General features: G+C 71.5%; 15 protein-coding genes. 7 read left to right on the forward strand and 8 right to left on the reverse strand.

The window, feature by feature from the left end:
• From AWZ10_RS23395 to AWZ10_RS23410, 4 genes are all read right to left on the reverse strand, one after another.
• Positions 1 to 445: amidase family protein (locus AWZ10_RS23395; RefSeq protein ID WP_244172535.1), on the reverse strand; the 445-nt coding region annotated here is incomplete at its 3' end.
• 207 nt (positions 446 to 652) lie between these two features.
• Positions 653 to 4,171 carry a 5-oxoprolinase/urea amidolyase family protein gene (locus AWZ10_RS23400; RefSeq protein ID WP_060891975.1) on the reverse strand — a complete coding sequence of 1,173 codons (3,519 nt, stop codon included), beginning with the start codon at positions 4,169 to 4,171 and terminating at the stop codon, positions 653 to 655.
• Positions 4,168 to 4,803: an urea amidolyase associated protein UAAP2 gene (locus AWZ10_RS23405; RefSeq protein ID WP_046705102.1), complete on the reverse strand. Its 636-nt coding sequence runs from the start codon at positions 4,801 to 4,803 to the stop codon at positions 4,168 to 4,170. Before AWZ10_RS23405 ends, AWZ10_RS23400 begins: the two co-directional genes overlap by 4 nt.
• A complete protein-coding gene (locus AWZ10_RS23410; protein WP_046705101.1) occupies positions 4,800 to 5,624 on the reverse strand; it encodes an urea amidolyase associated protein UAAP1 in 825 nt (274 codons plus the stop codon). The genes AWZ10_RS23405 and AWZ10_RS23410 overlap by 4 nt, the downstream gene beginning before the upstream one ends.
• A gap of 191 nt (positions 5,625 to 5,815) precedes the next feature.
• Between AWZ10_RS23410 and AWZ10_RS23415 the strand changes: the two genes are divergently transcribed.
• The 6 genes from AWZ10_RS23415 (at position 5,816) to AWZ10_RS23440 (ending at position 11,479) form a co-directional block, all read left to right on the forward strand.
• Positions 5,816 to 6,451, forward strand: a complete 636-nt coding sequence (locus tag AWZ10_RS23415) for a TetR/AcrR family transcriptional regulator (protein WP_046705100.1) — start codon at positions 5,816 to 5,818, stop codon at positions 6,449 to 6,451.
• Between the two features lie 346 nt (positions 6,452 to 6,797).
• On the forward strand, positions 6,798 to 8,459 hold the full coding sequence (locus AWZ10_RS23420; RefSeq protein ID WP_046705099.1) for a sensor histidine kinase: 1,662 nt from the start codon (positions 6,798 to 6,800) through the stop codon (positions 8,457 to 8,459).
• On the forward strand, positions 8,456 to 8,863 hold the full coding sequence (locus AWZ10_RS23425) for a roadblock/LC7 domain-containing protein (protein WP_037701766.1): 408 nt from the start codon (positions 8,456 to 8,458) through the stop codon (positions 8,861 to 8,863). The genes AWZ10_RS23420 and AWZ10_RS23425 overlap by 4 nt, the downstream gene beginning before the upstream one ends.
• On the forward strand, positions 8,860 to 9,288 hold the full coding sequence (locus tag AWZ10_RS23430; protein WP_046705098.1) for a DUF742 domain-containing protein: 429 nt from the start codon (positions 8,860 to 8,862) through the stop codon (positions 9,286 to 9,288). The genes AWZ10_RS23425 and AWZ10_RS23430 overlap by 4 nt, the downstream gene beginning before the upstream one ends.
• Positions 9,269 to 9,919 (forward strand): GTP-binding protein, encoded by a 651-nt coding sequence (locus AWZ10_RS23435; RefSeq protein WP_060891976.1) that lies wholly within the window; start codon positions 9,269 to 9,271, stop codon positions 9,917 to 9,919. Before AWZ10_RS23430 ends, AWZ10_RS23435 begins: the two co-directional genes overlap by 20 nt.
• A 90-nt stretch (positions 9,920 to 10,009) precedes the next feature.
• Complete coding sequence (locus AWZ10_RS23440; protein ID WP_060891977.1) at positions 10,010 to 11,479, forward strand: cytochrome P450; 1,470 nt, start codon at positions 10,010 to 10,012, stop codon at positions 11,477 to 11,479.
• A 45-nt stretch (positions 11,480 to 11,524) separates the two neighbouring features.
• Here AWZ10_RS23440 and AWZ10_RS23445 read toward each other — a convergent pair whose 3' ends face one another.
• The 3 genes from AWZ10_RS23445 to AWZ10_RS23455 all read right to left on the reverse strand — a co-directional run bounded on the left by AWZ10_RS23445 (position 11,525) and on the right by AWZ10_RS23455 (position 15,606).
• On the reverse strand, positions 11,525 to 12,466 hold the full coding sequence (locus AWZ10_RS23445; protein ID WP_079104434.1) for an RluA family pseudouridine synthase: 942 nt from the start codon (positions 12,464 to 12,466) through the stop codon (positions 11,525 to 11,527).
• Between the two features lie 46 nt (positions 12,467 to 12,512).
• A complete protein-coding gene (locus tag AWZ10_RS23450) occupies positions 12,513 to 13,598 on the reverse strand; it encodes a hypothetical protein (RefSeq protein WP_046705095.1) in 1,086 nt (361 codons plus the stop codon).
• A 457-nt stretch (positions 13,599 to 14,055) separates the two neighbouring features.
• Entirely contained in the window at positions 14,056 to 15,606 is a 1,551-nt protein-coding gene (locus tag AWZ10_RS23455) for an amino acid permease (protein WP_060891978.1), read from the reverse strand.
• Between the two features lie 260 nt (positions 15,607 to 15,866).
• On the opposite strand from AWZ10_RS23455, the gene AWZ10_RS47985 reads away from it, so the two are divergent.
• The gene (locus AWZ10_RS47985) at positions 15,867 to 16,802 is read left to right on the forward strand and encodes an N-formylglutamate amidohydrolase (RefSeq protein WP_060891979.1); all 936 of its coding nucleotides are present in this window, start codon (positions 15,867 to 15,869) and stop codon (positions 16,800 to 16,802) included.
• Here the strand turns inward: AWZ10_RS47985 and AWZ10_RS23465 are convergent.
• Positions 16,789 to 18,405 (reverse strand): serine hydrolase, encoded by a 1,617-nt coding sequence (locus AWZ10_RS23465; protein WP_060891980.1) that lies wholly within the window; start codon positions 18,403 to 18,405, stop codon positions 16,789 to 16,791. The genes AWZ10_RS47985 and AWZ10_RS23465 overlap by 14 nt on opposite strands.
• Positions 18,406 to 18,728: the final 323 nt, after the last annotated feature.

Consider the following 18,728-nt stretch of genomic DNA (forward strand, 5'->3'; position numbering starts at 1 on the left):
CCACCGCCACGGCCGAGCCGGAGCTGGAGCCGCCGCTGATGCGGGACGGGTCGTGGGCGCCCCGGACGGCGCCGTGCGGGGAGCGGGTGCCGACGAGGCCCGTGGCGAACTGGTCCAGGTTGGTGGTGCCGAGGACGAGGGCGCCGGCCTCGCGGAGGCGGGCGACCACGGGCGCGTCGGCGTCGGGGGTGTACGCGTAGGCCGGGCAGCCGGCGGTCGTGGGGAGGCCGTGGACGTCGATGTTGCCCTTCGCGGCGAACAGGCGGCCGGCGAGGGGGAGGTGGGCGCCGGCGGCCAGACGGGCGTCGATGGCCTGGGCTTCGGCCTCCACGTTGGGCTGGGGGCGTAGGTCGATCCAGACCTCGGGGCGGTTCACGGCGCCGATACGGGCGTAGGCCATGCGGACTCTGGTGAGGGCGGGGGTGGGGGTGGGGGACTGTGGCATCTGTGCTCCTGGGTGGGTGCTGTGGTCGGCTGCGGGGCGGAGGGGGTGCGTGTGTGGGGTGTTCGCCCCCGCCGCCCCTACCCGTCCCGTCCCTCAGGGCTGTGCCCCTTCGACCCCCTTGGGCGCCTTGGGGGGTGGGGGCCGGAGTCGTCGGCGGGTGCGGGTTCGGTGGGGCTTCTCGCGCAGGTCCCCGCGCCCCTGGCGGGGCTAGGTGGTGGCCGGAGTCAGGATGAGCAGGGGGGTGCCCGCGTCCACCTGGGTGCCCGGGCTCGTCAGGATCTGGTCGACTGTGCCGTCCACGGGGGAGCGGACGCGGGACTCCATCTTCATCGCCTCCAGGGTCAGCAGGGACTGGCCGGTGGTCACCCGGTCGCCCGGCCGCACGTTCACCTGCCAGACCGACGCTGTGAACTCGGCCTCGATCAGATGGCTGCCCTCGGGGACGTGCACCTGAGCCGGGGCGGCCGGAGGGGTGGACACCGCCTCCGCCCTCGTGAACTCGCCGGCCTCCTCCCAGGCCGCCCGCTCCGCCGCGAAGGCGGTCTGTTGCCTGGACTTGAACTCGGCTATGGAGTCGGCGTGTTCGGCCAGGAAAGTCCGGTACGCCGCCAGCGAGAAGGTGCCGTGCTCCACGCGCGGCACGAAGCGGCCCGACACGATGTCCGCGCGGAGGGCCAGTAGTTCGTCGGCGTCCACCAGGTACCACTTGATGCGGTCGAAGAACCGGAGCAGCCAGGGGGAGCCGGGCTCGAACGCGCCGCGTTGCTGCCACGGGGACCAGACCTGGGTGGTGCGGCCGACGAACTGGTAGCCGCCGGGGCCCTCCATGCCGTAGACGCACAGATACGCGCCGCCGATGCCGACCGAGTTCTCGGCGGTCCAGGTGCGGGCCGGGTTGTACTTCGTCGTCACCAGGCGGTGGCGGGGGTCCAGCGGGGTCGCGACCGGGGCACCCAGGTAGACGTCGCCCAGGCCCAGCACCAGGTACTCCGCGGCGAAGACCGTGTCGTAGACGTCGGTCACCGAGTCCAGGCCGTTGACGCGCCGGATGAACTCGATGTTCCAGGGGCACCAGGGCGCGTCGTCGCGGACGCCCGCCATGTAGCGGGCGATGGCCTCGCGGGTCGCGGGGTCGTCCCAGGAGAGAGGGAGGTGGATCGTGCGGGAGGGGACGACCAGTTCGTCCGCCGGGGGGAGGGACGTCACGATCTGCCGTACCCGGGCGAGGAGTTCGGGCTGTGGGAGGACCGCCGGGGTGGTCTGGATCTGGAGGGAGCGGATGCCGGGGGTGAGGTCGGTGACGCCGTCGAGGCACGCTTCGGAGATCGCCTCCATCAGGGCGTGCACCCGCATGCGCAGCGCCAGGTCGAGTTGCATGGGGCCGAACTCGACGAGGAGGTTGTCGTCGCCGCTGCGGCGGTAGGTCACGTCGCCGTCGCGGGCCAGGACGCCGCCGTCGACGATCGCGGGGCGGGGCGAGGCGTCGTCCGCCACCGGAAGGAAGCGGACCGTGTCCCCCGGGCGCAACTGGCCGAGCTTCCAGCGCTCGCTGGAGACGACGGTGGCCGGACAGACGAAGCCGCCGAGGGAGGGGCCGTCGGGGCCCAGGAGGACCGGCATGTCGCCGGTGTAGTCGACGGCGCCGACCGAGTACGGGGTGTCGTGGATGTTGGAGGGATGCAGGCCGGCCTCGCCGCCGTCGGAACGGGCCCAGCGGGGCTTGGGGCCGACCAGCCGTACGCCGGTGCGGGCCGAGTTGAAGTGGACCTTCCAGTCGGCCGCGTAGAACTCGTGGATGTCCTCCTCGGTGAAGAACTCCGGTGCCGCGTGCGGGCCTTCGAGGGCGGCCACCTGCCAGGAGGAGGTGAACGGCGGGCGGGCCCTTGGCGGGACCGGGCGGCCCGCGGCTGTGACCTCTCCGCCGTGCAGCACGTCGCCGGTCCGCAGTGCCCGGCCGCCGTGGCCGCCGAAGCGGCCCAGGGTGAAGGTGGCCGCGCTGCCGAGGAACGACGGGACGTCCAGGCCGCCGCCCGCGAAGAGGACGTAGGTGCGCAGCCCGTGTTCCGTGGGGGCGCCGACGGCCAGGACGGCTCCGGCGGGTACCGTCACCGGCTCCCACTGCGCGACCGGTGAGCCGTCCACGGTCACCTGGGCGGGGGCGCCCGACACACAGACCGTGGTGGCGTGGGTGAAGCGGAGGGACGGCCCCTGGAGAGTGCATTCGAGACCGGGGGCGCCCTCGGGGTTGCCGAGGGCCCGGTTGCCGAGGCGGAAGGAGAGGTCGTCCATGGGGCCGCAGGGCGGGACGCCGACCTGCCAGTAGCCCCTGCGGCCGGGCCAGTCCTGGACGGTGGTGAGGGTGCCGCCGGAGACGACCTCGACGCGGGAGGTCGGGTCGGTCACGGTCGCGAGGGTGGCCGTGGAGTGGGCGGCCCGGCGGAAGTCCGGGTCGTCGAGGGCCGCCCGTACCAGGCCCAGGTTCGTCTCGATGCCGTCGACCCGGGCCCAGGCCAGCGCCTCGTCCAGCCGGCGCAGGGCGTGGGCGCGGTCGGAGCCGTGCGCGACGACCTTGGCGAGCAGCGGGTCGTACGAGGTCGTGATCTCGGTGCCCGTCTCGACCCAGCCGTCCACGCGGACGCCCGGCGGGAACTCGACCCGGGTCAGCAGGCCCGCGCTCGGCCGGTGCGCACGGGAGGGGTCCTCGGCGTAGATCCGGGCCTCGACGGCGTGGCCGCGGGGTTGCGCCGGGGCCTGGACGACGGCGGAGTCGCCGCGGGCCAGGCGCAGCATCCAGGCGACGAGGTCGACGCCGTAGATCTCCTCGGTGACCGGGTGTTCCACCTGGAGGCGGGCGTTGACCTCCAGGAAGTACGCCTCCTCGCGGGCGGCGTCGTAGACGAACTCGACGGTTCCGGCGGAGCGGTACTCGACGCTCGCGCACAGGTCGCGGGCGGAGGCGGTCAGCCGCTCGCGCACATGGTCGGGGAGGCCGGGGGCCGGGGCCTCCTCGACGACCTTCTGGTTGCGGCGCTGGAGGGAGCAGTCGCGGTCGCCGAAGGTGACGACGAGGCCGTCGCCGTCGCCGAAGACCTGCACCTCGACATGGCGGGCCCGCTCGACGAGGCGTTCGAGGTAGACGCCTGCGGAGGAGAAGGAGGCGGCGGCGACGCGCTGCACCCGCTCCCAGGACTCGGTCAGTTCGGCGGCGGAGCGACAGGCCGACATGCCGATACCGCCGCCTCCGCCGGTGGCCTTGAGCATCACCGGGTAGCCGATGGCCGAGGCGTGGTCGAGGGCTTCGGCGAGCGAGGGCAGCAGGTCGGTGCCGGGCAGGAGCGGGACGCCCGCGGCCTCGGCGGCCTCCCGTGCGGTGTGCTTGGCGCCGAACAGTTCCAGCTGGTCGGGGGTGGGGCCGACGAACACGAGATCCGCGTCCTCGCAGCGGCGGGCGAAGGCCGCGTCCTCGGAGAGGAAGCCGTAGCCGGGGTGGACGGCGCCCGCGCCCGTGTCCTTGGCCGCCTTCAGGATCAGGTCCGCGTCGAGGTACGACTCCTTCGCGGGCGCGGGGCCGAGCCGTACCGCCTCGTCGGCGAGCCGGACGTGGGCTGCGGCGCGGTCGGCGTCGGAGTACACGGCGACCGTCCGCAGGCCCAGTTCGCGGGCGGCGCGGATGATGCGGACGGCGATCTCGCCGCGGTTGGCGACCAGCAGGGTGTCGAAGGTCATGCGCCGGCTCCGGTGATCGTCATCTCCACCGCCGTCGGGTCGAAGCCGTTGCAGGGGTTGTTGATCTGGGGACAGTTGGAGACCAGGACGAGCACGTCGCACTCGGCGCGCAGGGTCAGGGCGAGACCCGGGGCGGAGATGCCGTCGACGATGCCGAGGGTGCCGTCCTTCTCGACCGGCACGTTCATGTACCAGTTGATGTTCGACACGAGGTCGCGCTTGCCGAGGCCGTGCCGGGCGCCCTCCGCGAGGAAGTTGTCCACGCAGGCGTGCTGCGACCAGGTGTGGTGTCCGTACCGCAGGGTGTTCGACTCCTTGGAGCAGGCGCCGCCGACCGTGTCGTGGCGGCCCACGTCGTCGGCGACCACGGTCATCAGCGGGGTGTGCTCGTTGGACATCAGCACGCTGCCGGTGGTGAGGAAGATGCCGCCCTGCGCGTGGATGGTGTCGGGTGCGCTGTAGCGCACGGAGGTGTCGTGGGCGTCGTACACGAGGAAGTCGACGGCCTGGTTGCCGTGCAGATCGGTGAGGGTGAGCGTCTCACCGGCGCGTATCACGGACGACCAGGCGGCCCTGGCCGGAACGACGGTCTTCACCGAGGTGACGGTCTTCACCGAAGTCACGGTCTTCATGCGGTCTCCCTCGCGGCGATGAACTCGGCGGTGTTGAGGAAGGCGCGGTGGCCCTCGGGGGTGGCGTCCCACAGAGGGTCGCCGGGCCGGGTCGGCCCGGCGCGCCAGGCGAGCACCTCCAGCGGGGTGCTGACGTAGTCGGGGCGCGGGTCGGCCGGGTGCGGCACGTTGGCGATCAGTACGGTCACGTCCTGCTCGGCGCGCAGGGTCACGGCTCCGCCGGGACCGGCGGAGCCGGTGAAGCCGAGGGTGCCGTCCTCGTGCACCTCCACGCCCTGGAAGAACGAGAGCGAGGGCGGGAGGTCCCGGGGTTCGAGGCCGTTCTTGGCGGCGGCCAGCTTGAACAGCTCGCGTCCGGCGGGCGAGGGGGACTGCGGGGTGCCGTCCCCGTACCGCTCGGTGTTGCGTACGAGGGTGGAGGTGCCGCACAGCGCGTCGTGGCGGCCGGAGGTGTCCGCGACGACCGAGGCGAGGACGCGGCCCTGGTCGGACAGGAGCAGGACGCCCTCGCCCAGGTAGGCGTTCCACTGGACCTTGACGGTGTCGGCGACGTTCAGCCGTTCCCAGGGACGGTCGGCGTGGTGCAGGAGGAGATGCGCGCACGCGTCGCCGCGCAGGTCGGTGAGGCGGAACTCGGTGCCCCGGGCGAGCACCCTGTGGGTGTAGTTGCCGCCCGCCACCGTCTCCGCCCACACCAGACGCTCCGCCTCGCAGGGTGGGGTCGGCCAGCGGCTCGCGGGCACCACGGGCATCGCCTCGGCCCGGGCGCCCTCCTGTGCGCGGGCGTGGTCGCGTGCTCCGTACGTCGTCGATGTCGCCATCGTGGGACCTCCGGGTGCGGCTGTATTTCTGTCGTGCGACAGAAATTAGGGGCGGGGCGGGTCGTCGCCATGTCCCTGGCGTTGCGGGGCAGTTACCGACCCCTCACGATGGTCGTGCCTCGTCAGGGGGCCGGGGAACCGTGCGACCGGTCACAGCGGACGCGCGGGTGCCGTGTGCGAGGATCGAACACATGGGAAGCGCGGGCGGCACCGGTGGGCGGCGGGTCGGCAGGCCCCGGGCCGAAGGGCGGCCCGAGAGCGGACTGTCGCCCCGCGACGAACTGCGCTCGGCCGCCGCCGAGTTGTTCACGACACGGGGCTACGCGGCCACCACCACCCGGGCCCTCGCCGAGCGCGCCGGTATGCGGCAGGCGTCCATGTACCACTACGTCTCCGGCAAGGAGGAGCTGCTCGCCGAGCTGCTGGAGTCCACGGTCACCCCGTCGCTCGCGTACGCCCGTGAACTCCTCGCCCGGGACGGCGCCCGCGCCGAGGAGCGGCTCCGGGAGCTGTGCCGCGCCGATGTCGCCCTTCTGTGCGGCGGTCCGCACAACCTCGGCGGGCTCTACCTCCTCCCGGAGGTCCGCACCGAACGCTTCGCCGGCTTCCATGCCGTACGGGCCGAACTCAAGGACGCGTACCGGCAGTTGATCGCGGCCACGGCCGCGGGCGGTGCGCTGGCCAAGAACGAGCTGGATCTGCGGACGGATCTCGTCTTCGGGCTGATCGAGGGCGTCATCCTCGTCCACCGCTCGGACCCCGACCGCCCCGTCTCCGCCTTCGCCGAGGCGACGGCGGACGCCGCGCTGCGCATCGTCGGCGTCTGAGGAAGAGCGCCCCGGGCAGGCCGCCTCCGGCGTCGATTCACTCTGTCAAGAGTCGATTTCCGCACGCCTGTACGCCGTCACGCAACGTGTTCGAATGACGCTCCTGCGTGTAAATCACCAGAGCGTACTCCTGTCCCGAGGGTGATTTCAGGCGGTTGCTGAATATGACACAGCGATGATCCGGTCGGACTAAGCTCGCCCGCAGCGCACCGAGTTGAGGTGTATTCGGGCGCTTGTTCCAAAAAATACCGAAGATCCAGTTTGTTTCCCGGATGAACCCGAGCAAGCTCCAGCAACTCCCCGCAACTACCCCGACCTTCAGCCGATCTGTCTTTAGAGGGCATACATGGTGAGTGTTCAATCGCCTCCCGGTGGCCGTGAACTTCCCTACGCGCGCGTGCTGCCACTACCGGCGATACTGATGGCCGCGGCGACCGGGACCACCGTCTCCCTGATGACGGGGCCGGCCCGGCTCGCCGTCGGCTTGTGCGGAGCCCTCGCGACGCTCCTGCTGATCGTGGTCGCCGTCGTCGCCGTGCGCGGCGGCCGTCGTACGGTCCGCGAACTGCGCGCCGAACAGCAGCGGCGGACCGTCCTCCTCGAACAGCGGATCACCGCCCACGACCAGGAATTCACCCGGCTGGGCAAGGAGATCCTGCCCGCCGCGCTGTACCGGCTGCGCGGCGGAGAATCCCCCGCAGAGGTGATTCGTCACGTCGTCGACGGTGACGCCGAGTGGCGCGAACTCCCCGAGTCCCAGCGAGACTTGCTGCGCATCCTGCTCACCATCGTCGACCGCGAGGACGCGGTCCGCGACTCCTCGCAGCGGTCGTTCGTCAACATCGCCCGCCGCGTCCAGGCGATCGTCCACCAGCAGAACAACGAACTCCGCGAGATGGAGGAGGACCACGGGCGCAACCCCGAGGTCTTCGACGACCTGCTGCGCATCGACCACGGCACCGCCCTGATCGGCCGCCTCGCCGACTCCATCGCCGTGCTCGGCGGGGGCCGCCCCGGCCGCGTCTGGTCCCGGCCCGTCCCGCTGTACAGCGTCCTGCGCGGCGCCATGTCCCGCATCCTGGAATACCGCCGCATCGAGCTCGACTCGATCGCCAAGGTCAACGTCGACGGCGTGGCCGTCGAACCGGTCATCCACGCCTGCGCCGAACTTCTGGACAACGCCACCCGCTACTCGCCGCCCCACACCAAGGTGCACGTCACCGCCGTGGAGGTGCAGACCGGTATCGCCATCGAGATCGAGGACGGTGGCATCAGCCTCAGCGAGGAGACCCGCGAAAAGGTCGAGGACATGCTCGCCAAGGCCCAGCAGGGCATCGACGTGCAGGACATGGGCGACACCCCGCGCCTCGGCCTCGCCGTCGTGGGCAGGCTGTCGACCATGTACAACATGCAGATCTCGCTGCGGCCGTCCGCCTACGGCGGCGTCCGCGCCGTCGTCGTCGTACCGCGCGACATGCTCACCGAGGAACCCGCCCCCGGTCTGGCCCACGGCATCGGCGCCGGCGCCGTGACGATCATGGACAACGGTGGTGTCGAAGGCCCCAACCGCAAGGCCAAGCGCCGTCGCCCGACCACCGGACCGCGGATCCCGAGTTCCGCGGAGGACACGGGCGGCAGGGGCCAGGGCAGGGACCAGGACATGGAGGACGACGTCCCCGTCGTCACCGAGTGGACGGCCAACGGCCTGCCGCAGCGCCGCAGCCGGAACAAGATCCCGCTCAGCCAGCGCTACGCCGAGGCCGCCGCCGCGGAGGCCGCGGCCGAGGCCGCCATGGCCGCCGCCCCGGTGTGGCAGCCGGAGCCCGACCCGGAGAAGAAGCAGCCCCCGCCCGGCATGTGGGTCGAGGCGTTCATGGCCGGACTCAAGGGCGACCCCGACCCGAACGCCTTCAGGAACCATCCGGACGACCCGACGGCGTCCACCGCACGTACCGCGAACACCGAGCCGGCCCATACCGAGGCCGACGACGAGGGGGACCTCAAGTGATCCAGCGACGGGCCAATTTCGACTGGCTGCTGAAGGATCTGGCCGACGGCGTACCCGGCATCCAGCAGATCGTCGTGCTCTCCGCCGACGGCCTGCGGATCGCCCGCCACGGCGGTGATCCGGACGCCGCCGACCGGGTCGCCGCGGCCTGCGCGGGACTGCAGAGTCTGGCCGGCGCCGTGGCCGACGAGATCCCGCAGAGCGACGGCCACATGCGCATGGTCATCATCGAGATCAACGGCGGCTACTTCTATCTGATGGCCGCCGGCTCCAACGCCTATCTCGCGGTGCTCGCCAACGAGATCGCGGAACCCGGACTGATGAGCAACCGCATGCGCGACCTCGTCGACCGGATCGGCTCCCACCTCACCAGTCCGCCGCGGCGGAACGGGCAGACCGTATGACTCCTCCCCGCCGCCAGCGGCGCCAGCCCAAGCACGAGCACGAACCGCCTCCCCCGCCGCCGCCCCAGGACGACCCCACGAGCGAAACGAGCGAGACGGGGGGGCGCCCACCCGAGCGGCTCTACATCCTCACCGGCGAGGACGGCGAGCGAGCCCCGATCGACCTCGTCACGTTAATCGTGGCGCGCGCCGATCCACCGCCGTCCGCCGCTCCGGAACAGTCGGCGCTGCTCCGGATCTGCCAGGCACCCCTGTCCGTGGCCGAGATCTCGGCCTACCTCAACCTGCCGATCAGCGTGGTGACCGTCCTGCTCACCGAGCTGCTGACGGCCGAACTGGTACAGGCACGCGCACCGGTCGTCCGGCAGGCGCGGGCAGACCGTTCCCTCCTCGAAGCGGTGATGCATGGACTTCAAAAGCTCTGACACCATCACGGGTCCACGGACCGAGGACCACCTGCCGCACACCGCGCAGGCCGCGGCGAAGATCGTGATCGTGGGCGGTTTCGGCGTCGGCAAGACGACCATGGTGGGGTCCGTCAGCGAGATCAGGCCGCTGACGACCGAGGAGACCATGACGCAGGCCGGTATCGGGGTCGACGACAACTTCGGCTCCAAGTCCAAGACGGCCACCACCGTGGCCATGGACTTCGGCCGTATCAGCGTCACGGACGAGCTGGTGCTCTACCTGTTCGGCACCCCCGGACAGGAGCGCTTCTGGTTCCTGTGGAACGGCCTGTTCGAGGGCGCCCTCGGTGCGGTCGTCCTGGTCGACACCCGTCGGCTGGAGGTCAGCTTCGACGTCATGGGCCGCCTGGAGGAGCGCGGTGTGCCCTTCGTCGTGGCGGTCAACGACTTCCCCGACGCGCCCCGCTACGACATCGAGGAAATGCGTCAGGCCCTCGACCTCGCCCGGGAGATCCCGATCCTCCGCTGCGACGCGCGCCGCCGGGCGTCCAGCCGTGACGTCCTGATGACCCTCATGACCTTCCTGCACTCCCTGGCCATGTCGGGGGCTGCGTCGGGAGCGGCGGCATCGGGGGCGGCGTCGTCATGACCCGCGCCTGAGCCTCGTACGGCCCGTACGTCCCGTAGGACCCCAACGACATCCGGACACCGGATCCACCTCAGTTCGAAAGCGATCACCGTGACGCCTGAACCAAACTCCCTCACCGGCACGGACGACCCCACGCTCGCGCCTCCCCCCGGTTGCCCCGCCCACGGCACGGGCCCCGGCGGACTGCGCCGGCTCTACGGCCCCGAGGCGGAGGACCTGGGAGCCGTGTACGAGAATCTGCGTGCGGAGCACGGGTCGGTGGCCCCCGCGCTGCTCCACGACGACGTGCCGATCTGGGTGGTGCTCGGGCACGGCGAGAACCTGCACATGGTGAGTACGCCGTCGCAGTTCTGCAAGGACACCCGGCTGTGGTCCCCCATGCGGGAGGGCACCGTCAAGCCCGACCACCCCCTCATGCCGCACTTCGCCTGGCAGCCCATCTGCGCCCACGCCGAGGGCGACGAGCACCTGCGGCTGCGCGGCGCGGTCACCGGCGCCATGTCGACCATCGACCACCGGGGCATCCGCCGCTACATCAACCGCGCGACCCAGCACCTCGTCAACAAGTTCTGCGAGGACGGCAGCGCCGACCTGGTCGGCCAGTTCGCCGAACACCTGCCGATGGCGGTGATGTGCGAGATCCTCGGCATGCCCGACGAGTACGACGAACGGCTGGTGCACGCCGCCCGTGACTGCCTGAAGGGCAGTGAGACCGCGCTCGTCAGCCACGCCTACGTCATGGAGGTTCTCGACCGGCTCACCGCGCGCCGCCGCGCCCAGCCCCAGGAGGACTTCACCAGCCACCTCATCACGCACCCGGCCGGGCTCACCGACGACGAGGTCAGGGAACATCTGCGCGTGGTGCTCCTCGCCGCCTACGAGGCCACCGCCAACCTCCTCGCCAACGTGCTGCGCGTGGTGCTCACCGATCCCGGTTTCCGCGCCCAGCTGAAGGGCGGTCAGATGACCGTGCCCGAGGCGGTCGAGCAGTCCCTGTGGGACGAACCGCCGTTCAGCACCGTCTTCGCCTACTTCGCCAAGCAGGAGACCGAGCTGGGCGGCCAGCGCATCCGCAAGGGCGACGGGCTGCTCCTCGGCATGGCGCCGGGCAACGTCGACCCCCGCGTCCGGCCCGACCTCAAGGCCAACATGCAGGGCAACCGCTCGCACCTGGCCTTCGGCGGCGGCCCTCACGAGTGCCCGGGCCAGGACATCGGCCGCGCCATCGCCGACGTGGGCGTCGACGCGCTGCTGACCCGTGTTCCGGACGTCCAGCTCGCCTGCCCGGAGGACGAGCTGCGGTGGCGGGAGTCCATCTCCAACCGGCACCTGGTGGAACTGCCGGTGACGTTCGTGCCGCGGCCCCCGCAGGACGTCATGCAGCGGCCCGCCGTCAGGCCGGTGCCGCCGAAGCCCCCGCAGCAGCGGCGGGGCGGCACGCAACTGCCGCAGGCCGTCACCCCGGAACCCGCTGCGGCGGCCGTGCCCGCTCCGCAGCCCGAACCGGCCCGCCGGCCAGGCCTGTTCCGACGCATCGTGCGCTGGTTCGGCGGCAACTGAGCCCACCGGGCGCCAGGACCGCGCCGCCCGCACCCCCTACCCGGGCTACGCCGCCCACTCCTCGTACGAGGACCAGGCCCGCAGCACGCGCGGGCTGACGAACCGGTGCGCGAACCCCGTGACCGGGTCGGTGAACTCCAGGCTCCGCGCCAGCAGTTGGAGCGGACGCCGGAAGTCACCGGCCGGCACGGGCGGGGTGAGAACCGGATAGAGGGGATCGCCGAGGATCGGCACCCCCAACGCGCTCATGTGCACTCGCAGTTGATGCGTCTGCCCGGTACTCGGCACCAGCCGGTACCGGGCACGCCCGTCCCGGTGGTCCAGCAACTCGACCCGGCTGACGGCGTTCGGCTCTCCCTCGACCTCGTAGGCCGCCATGACCCCGCGCTCCTTGACGATCCGGCTGCGCACGGTGCGGGGCAGGACCAGCGCCGGGTCGTACGGGGCGACCGCCTCGTACTCCTTCCTCACCCGTCGGTCCCGGAACAGCGACTGGTACGCGCCGCGTTCGGCGGGGCGCACGGTGAACAGCAGCACCCCGGCGGTGAGCCGGTCCAGCCGGTGCGCCGCGCCGAGCGTCGGGATGCCCAGCTCCCTGCGCAGCCGGGCCAGGGCCGTCTCGGTGACATGACTGCCGCGGGGGGTGGTGGCCAGGAAGTGCGGCTTGTCGGCGACCACCACGTGCTCGTCCCGGTACAGCACGTCGATCGCGAAGGGCACCCGCTCCTCGGCGGGCAGCTCCCGGTGGAACCACACGGACATGCCCGGCACGTACGCCATGTCCCGTGGCACCGGACGCCCGGTGACGTCCACGATCAGCCCCGCGTCGAGCATCGCGTCGATCACCCCGGCCCCGGCCGAGAGCCGCGCCACGAGGTGATCCCGTACGGTCGCCCACGCTTCCCCGGCCGGCAACCGCACCCGCACCGGATCCACCCCTTCGCGCTGCGGCAGGGGAGAGGGCGGGGACGGGGTACGGCGTCTCATCACGATCAAGCATACGAGCGGCCGCGGCCCGGACCGGCACGCTTGTTCAGGCGAGGAGCCGTGTGGTCTGCGGGTCCTGTCGCCCGCTCGGGCGGAGGCGGTGCGGCTGCTCGACGTCCGGCGTGCGGGTGGGACCGTGCACCCCGGCGAGGCGGAGACGGTTCGCCGCGGTGAACGCCTGGTCGAGCCATTCGTCCGTCGGTACCTCGCCGAAGAGCCGTTCGAGCTCGCGGACCATCGGCGGCGCCAGCGGGAATCGCTTGCCCTGGCGGCGCTCCTGGTACCGGTCCTGGATCTGCACGAAGAGGAAACCGCTGCGGCCGAAGTGGACCAGTGGCTCGGGTGCGCCGGTGAAGACCAGGTCGTCTATGAGGTCGAGGTAGATCGACCGGTAGCTGGCCTTCCGCTCCTCCGCCCGGTGTTTGCTCGACGTCGGCTGGTGGTCGTCCGCCGCGTAGATGCCGAGCGTCGACTTGCACAGATCCATGGAGAGGCAGTCGCAGATCGCGCTGTCCATGAGCCAGGGGAAGGACACGGGTCCCGTCGCGCTGTTCCGGGCCACCATGATGGCGGTCCCGTACGCGTTGCCGGTGTTGCCCCGGAACATGACCCCGTCCCACATGTTCGGCGAGTCGTTCAGCGCGTCCTGGAGCCCGACGTGCTCGTCCCCCGGCCGGAAGTCCATCTTCTCCGCGTACTGGAAGATGGCCTGCCGGACCAGCGACAGCAGCGCGTGGACCGCGTCGCGCCCCCAGCCGGCCGTGTCCATCGCCCGCACCAGGTCGGGGACGGACCGGCCGTACATGCGAAAGCGGCCCTCGACCAGGTCGAGCGGGGGTATGCAGATGTCGTCGATGATGGTGGCGAAGGCTATGTAGTGGAGCCCCAGCGGGTCCGCGTCGAATCGCTCACCGCACCAGCAGGCCATCCACTGGAGGGTGTCCCGGCAGGCGCGTGACACCGTGTCGGCGGCCTTGGTGTCACGCTTCTTCGTCCAGTCGGCGTAGTGCTCGGGAGTTCTGCCGCCTCGTCCCTGTACCTCGTCCCACCGTTCCGTGACCTTCTCCAGCAGCGGCCACACGTTCACCTCGTGGCACTGGGCCACCGGGCCGGCGTACCCGTGCTCACCCATGACGGCGTACAGGTGAGCGGTCTGCTTGTTGTAACGGGACCTCGTGGTCGCGGGACGGACGGGCTTCGCCGGGCTCCGCGGGTAGTGCAGGAACGAACAAGTGGTACCGCGATCACAGTCCGGTCCGCACCAGAGCCCGTGCGAACGATGCAGCAGTTCCTGAGTCCCCTTCGCGCCTGAGAGCTGCTCCAGAGCCTCCTGTACAGAGCCCTTCCAAGCGAGCGTGTCCGGGGTAACTGTCGAGACCGCAACGCCACTTGTCGCCATAGTCCGAGCCTCCGCAAGAAGTCCCCACTTCTGGCTGCAATCCCAGGGTGCGGGCGACGGCCGGGCGCCGTGAAGGGGCGTACGGCAAGCGTACTGCGGCACATAAGGGGCGCATTCGGTTGAAAATTTGTCATGAATGATACGCAGGATGGCTGGAGATGTCCCCTGTTTCGATCAGCCTGTTCGATTTTCAGGGTTGATCCGGCGGCGCCGGAGCGGCTTTGGCCGCAGAGCGCGCCCGGCGTGCCCGGGTCAGGTGGTGGAGGAGGCCGAGGGCCACCGTGGCGAGCAGGAACAGGAGGGTGAACCACTGGAAGTACCAGTGGCCGCCCGCGGGGTCGTAGACCTCGGCGCGGGGCCAGGCCAGGTTGGCGGTCATGAAGAGGCCGTAGAGGAGGGCGAGGGCGTTGACGGGGATGCCCCAGCGGCCGAGGGAGAAGAGGGGCTTGCCGGTCTCGTCGGTGCCGGCGGAGGGGAAGGTGCCCTTCAGGCGCCGTACCAGGAGCGGGCCGGTGACCATCGCGTACGCCAGATACAGCATCACGATGCAGGTGGTGCCGATGGCCAGGAACGCCTCCGGCGAGGCGAAGTTGAGGAGTAGCAGAGCGGCGGCGAGGACGCCGACGACCAGGGCGGGGGCGGTGGGCATGCCCGTGCGCGGGTTGACCCTGGCGAGCCGCCCGGCGAAGGGGAGCCGGTCGTCGCGGGCCATCGAGAAGAGCATGCGGCAGGCCGACGTCTGGATCGCGAGCGTGGCCACGGTGATCGCCACCACCACGTCGGCGAGCAGGAAGCGGCCCACTCCGTCGCCGAGGCTGCTGGTCAGCACGTAGCTCAGGCCGTCCACGCCCAGCCTGCCGTCGGTGAGGCTGGGCGCGGCGAGCAGACCGGCCAGGACGAGGAGACCGCCGAGCAGGCCGGCTGCGCCGAGTGCCGTGAGGATCGTGCGGGGCGCGGTGCGGCGGGGGTGGTGGGTCTCCTCGCTCATCTCGCCCGCGCTGTCGAACCCGATCATCACGTACGCCGCCATGAACGAGCCCACCAGCAGGGCGCCGAGGAGGTCGGTGCTGCCCTCGGCCGTGTGGAAGGTGATGCCGGGGGAGCGCTCGGCGTGGGTGAGAAGGAGGACGACGATCAGGATCGCGCCGATGATCTCGGCGGTCACGCCGACCCGGTTGACCACGGACAGCACCCGGTTGTCGAGGACGTTCACGAACGTGGTCAGGGCCAGCAGGAGCACGCCCAGGACGGCCGCGTTCGCCGCGCCCGTCGCCGTGGTGGGCGTCGGGTCGCCGCCCACGATCTGGAAGCCCGACCAGATCGCGGGCATCACCATCTGCAGCGCGAGCGCGGCCGCCGCGACCACCACGATCTGCCCGATCACCATGATCCAGCCGGCGAACCAGCCGAACGTCGGGTTGGACAGGCGGGACGACCACTGATAGATCGCGCCCGATATCGGGTATCGCGCCGCCAGCTCCGCGAAGCACGCGGCCACCAGCAGCTGGCCGATCAGCACCGCCGGCCAGGTCCAGAAGAAGACGGGGCCGCCGAACGCGTACCCGAAGGCGAAGAACTGGAAGACGGTCGTGAGGACCGAGATGAAGGAGAAACCGGCGGCGAACGAGGCGTACCCGCGCAGGCTGCGGTGCAGTTCCTGGTGGTAGCCGAACTCGGTCAGGGAACGGTCGTCGGGGGAGTGGGGTGGCTCCGGACGGACTTCGGAGGCGGTGCTCGTCATGGCGGCAACCTGCTTTCGCACAAGCGGCGCGAGCATTCGCGCACCAGCGGCGCGAATTCCTGTCGGGCGACAGAAATTAGGGGAGGCCTGTGTCGCACGTGTCACGCGACCGTGTCCGGGGCGAGCCCAAATCCTCACGATCGATTCAAGGGTGGGTAGTTGGGGCCATGACAGCGGAGTGAGGGGGTTCGGGGCGGTGGTGGGTGCGTCGGTGACCCTCGCCGCCGGGCGCGTCGGCGGCCCTGTGCGAGGATCCCCGGATGAACGACGCGTCGCCCTCCTACCGGCTTCTCCCGGGTGCGCCCGAGTCGCCCGTACTGCTGCATGTGCCGCATGGTTCACGGGTGATCCCGGCGGGCGTACGGGACGGGATCGTGCTCGACGACGCCGCGCTGGAGCGGGAGTTGGACCACATCACCGACGCGTACACGGACCGCATCGCGGAGCGGGCCGCCGAGCGGTCGGCCGTGGGTCCCTGGAGGTTCGTGAATCAGCTGTCCCGGCTCGTGGTCGACCCCGAGCGGTTCCCGGACGAGCGGGAGGAGATGCTGGCGGTGGGGATGGGGGCGGTCTACACGAGGACCACGCACGGGGAGGTGCTCCGCCCGGCGGGACGGGACGGCCTGCTGCTCGGCGACGGCCTGCCGTTCGGCGACGGAGAAACGTTCGGCGACGGACAACCGCCGGGTAGCGGGAGTAGCGGGCAGTCGCTCGGTGGCGGGCAGCCGCTGGACAGTGGGCACTCGTTGGGTGGCGGGCAGTCGCTCATCGACCGCTACTTCCATCCCTACGCCGCCGCCATGACCGATGCCGTGACCGACCGGCTGGCGGCGGTGGGCCGGGCCGTGATCGTCGACGTCCACTCGTATCCGAGTGAGCCCCTGCCCTACGAACTCCACGGCGACGGTCCCCGCCCGCCCGTCTGCCTGGGCACCGACCCCTTCCACACCCCGGCCGACCTGACGGCCGCCGCCGAGGAGGCGTTCGCCGGGTTCGGTGGCACCGGCGTCGACAGTCCCTTCGGGGGCGCGTACGTCCCGCTGAAGTACTACGGGCACGACCCGCGGGTGACCGCCCTGATGATCGAGATCCGCCGGGACGTCTACATGACCGAGCCGGGCGGGGCGGCGGGGCCGGGGGTCGGGGTGCTCGCGGACGCGCTGGCCCGGCTGGTGGACGTACTCACGACCGTCTGAACGTCCCCAGCCCACTCTCGTCGAGCGCCTCGATCGTCACCGATGTCGCCCTGCCGTTCTCGTCGCCCTTGAAGGTGACGCCCGACGGGCCGCTCGCGTTCTCGCCCACCGTCTCGAAGTGGAACGTGTCGCCCGCGTAGTGGGTCAGGCGGAAGGTCATGGGCTTCGGGCCGAGGCGCATGGTCAGGTCGCCGTTGGTCTCGGTGACCGTGAGGGGGCCGAAGTACGGGTTGGCGTAGGTGCCCGTGTAGGTGGAGTCGGCGCGGGCGTCGGAGGCGTCGTCCGGGGGCTTGGAGTAGTCGGTGGGGGAGCGGGACTCCTGGGTCTCCTGCTCGTAGAGCCGGCCGGCCAGGTCCAGCCAGTCCTCGGTCGACTTGCCGTGCTGGGCCGTGTCGAGGAAGTCGAGGGAGACGGCGTCCGCGAGGCCGACGGGCGCGCCGTTGGTGAGGACGGCGATGCCGAGCTGTTCGCCGGGCACCATCGTGACGTTGGTGTTGGCGCCGAGGGCGAAGGCGCCCGAGTGGCTGAGGCGGAGGCGGCCGAGGTCGTCGTAGGAGACGTTCCAGCCGAGGCCGTAGAAGCCGGCGCGGCCCGCCGGTGCGGGGGGCGGGGTGGAGACGATCTCGGGGAGGTGGGTGCGTTCGAGGGGGTCGGCGGCGATGATCCGGTCGCCGTCCAGCTCGCCGTTCGCGAGCTGGAGCCGCAGCCAGAGGGAGAGGTCGCGGACCGTGGAGCTCGCGCCGCCGGCCGGGGACTGGGCGTCGGCGTCCCGTACGTGGCGCGCCTCCCAGTCGCCGGTGTTCCCGCTCTCGGCTCCGTCCCCGGGCACGTGGGCGAAGGCCTTGTTGTTCGCGCCCTCGTAGTCGCTGAAGCGGGAGCTGGTGGCGTCCATGCCGGCCGGCTTGTAGAGGGTGTCCTCGGCGAGCTTCTCCCAGGTCGTCCCGGCTGCGTCGGCGACGGCCTGGCTCGCCGCGGTGACGCCGAAGTTGGTGTACGCGTAGCTCGCGCGGAACGGCGTCAGCGGCTCCAGGCGCAGGTGGTCGAGGATGTACTCGCGGTCGTAGCCGAGGTCCTCCAGGAGGTCCCCGGCGTGGTCGGGCAGGCCGCTGCGGTGGGAGAAGAGGTCGGCCACGGTGACGTGGCCGGTCACCCAGGGGTCCTTGAGGGCGAAGCCGGGGAGGTGTTCGGCCACCGGGTCGTCCCAGTCGACGGTCTTGTCGCCGACGGCCCCGGCGACCACGGTCGAGGCCAGCGGCTTCGAGAGGGACGCCAGTTGGAAGACGGTGTCCGGATCGACCCGGCCGTCCTGGCCGACGTGCCGCTTGCCGTAGCCGTCCAGGTGGACGACCCGGTCCTTGTACACGACGGCCACCGCGACGCCGGGCACCCCGGTCCGGTCCATGCCGCGTTCGACGATGCCGTCGACGGCGTCGACCGCCCGGTCGACGTCCTCCTGCGTGAGCTGGGGCGGCGGCTGCGGCGGGGGCGCGGCGGAGGCGGTGCCGATGCCGTACGGGGCACCGCCGAGGGCCAGGAGCGAGGCCAGGGCCGTCGCGCCCGGGATCCTGCTTCTGCGGCCTGCCCTCGTCTGCCGAACAGCCATGAGTTCATTCAAACGGGTGAGCCGGTCTTTGTCCTGCGGAGGACGGGGCGCGGTCGCGGGGGTGTCGGGCGGCGTTGCCGGGCCGTACGAGGTCACGCCGGCCGGGTTGCCGAACCGCGAGGGTCACGCGGGCCGGGCCGCAGCCTCCACGTGGGGCTACGCGGGCCGGGCCGCCGGTGTCCCGTGGGGTGATGCGGTGAAGTCGCCGGGCCGTACGAGGTCGTGTTGCCGGACTCGTACGGTGTCGGATCGGCCGGCCGCCGGGCTCCGAGCGGGTCACGTGGGCCGGGCCGCCGGTGGCCCGTGCGGTTGCGCGGGCGCGG

The sequence above is a fragment of the Streptomyces europaeiscabiei genome, from assembly GCF_001550375.1.
GTDB classification, from domain to species: Bacteria; Actinomycetota; Actinomycetes; order Streptomycetales; family Streptomycetaceae; genus Streptomyces; species Streptomyces europaeiscabiei.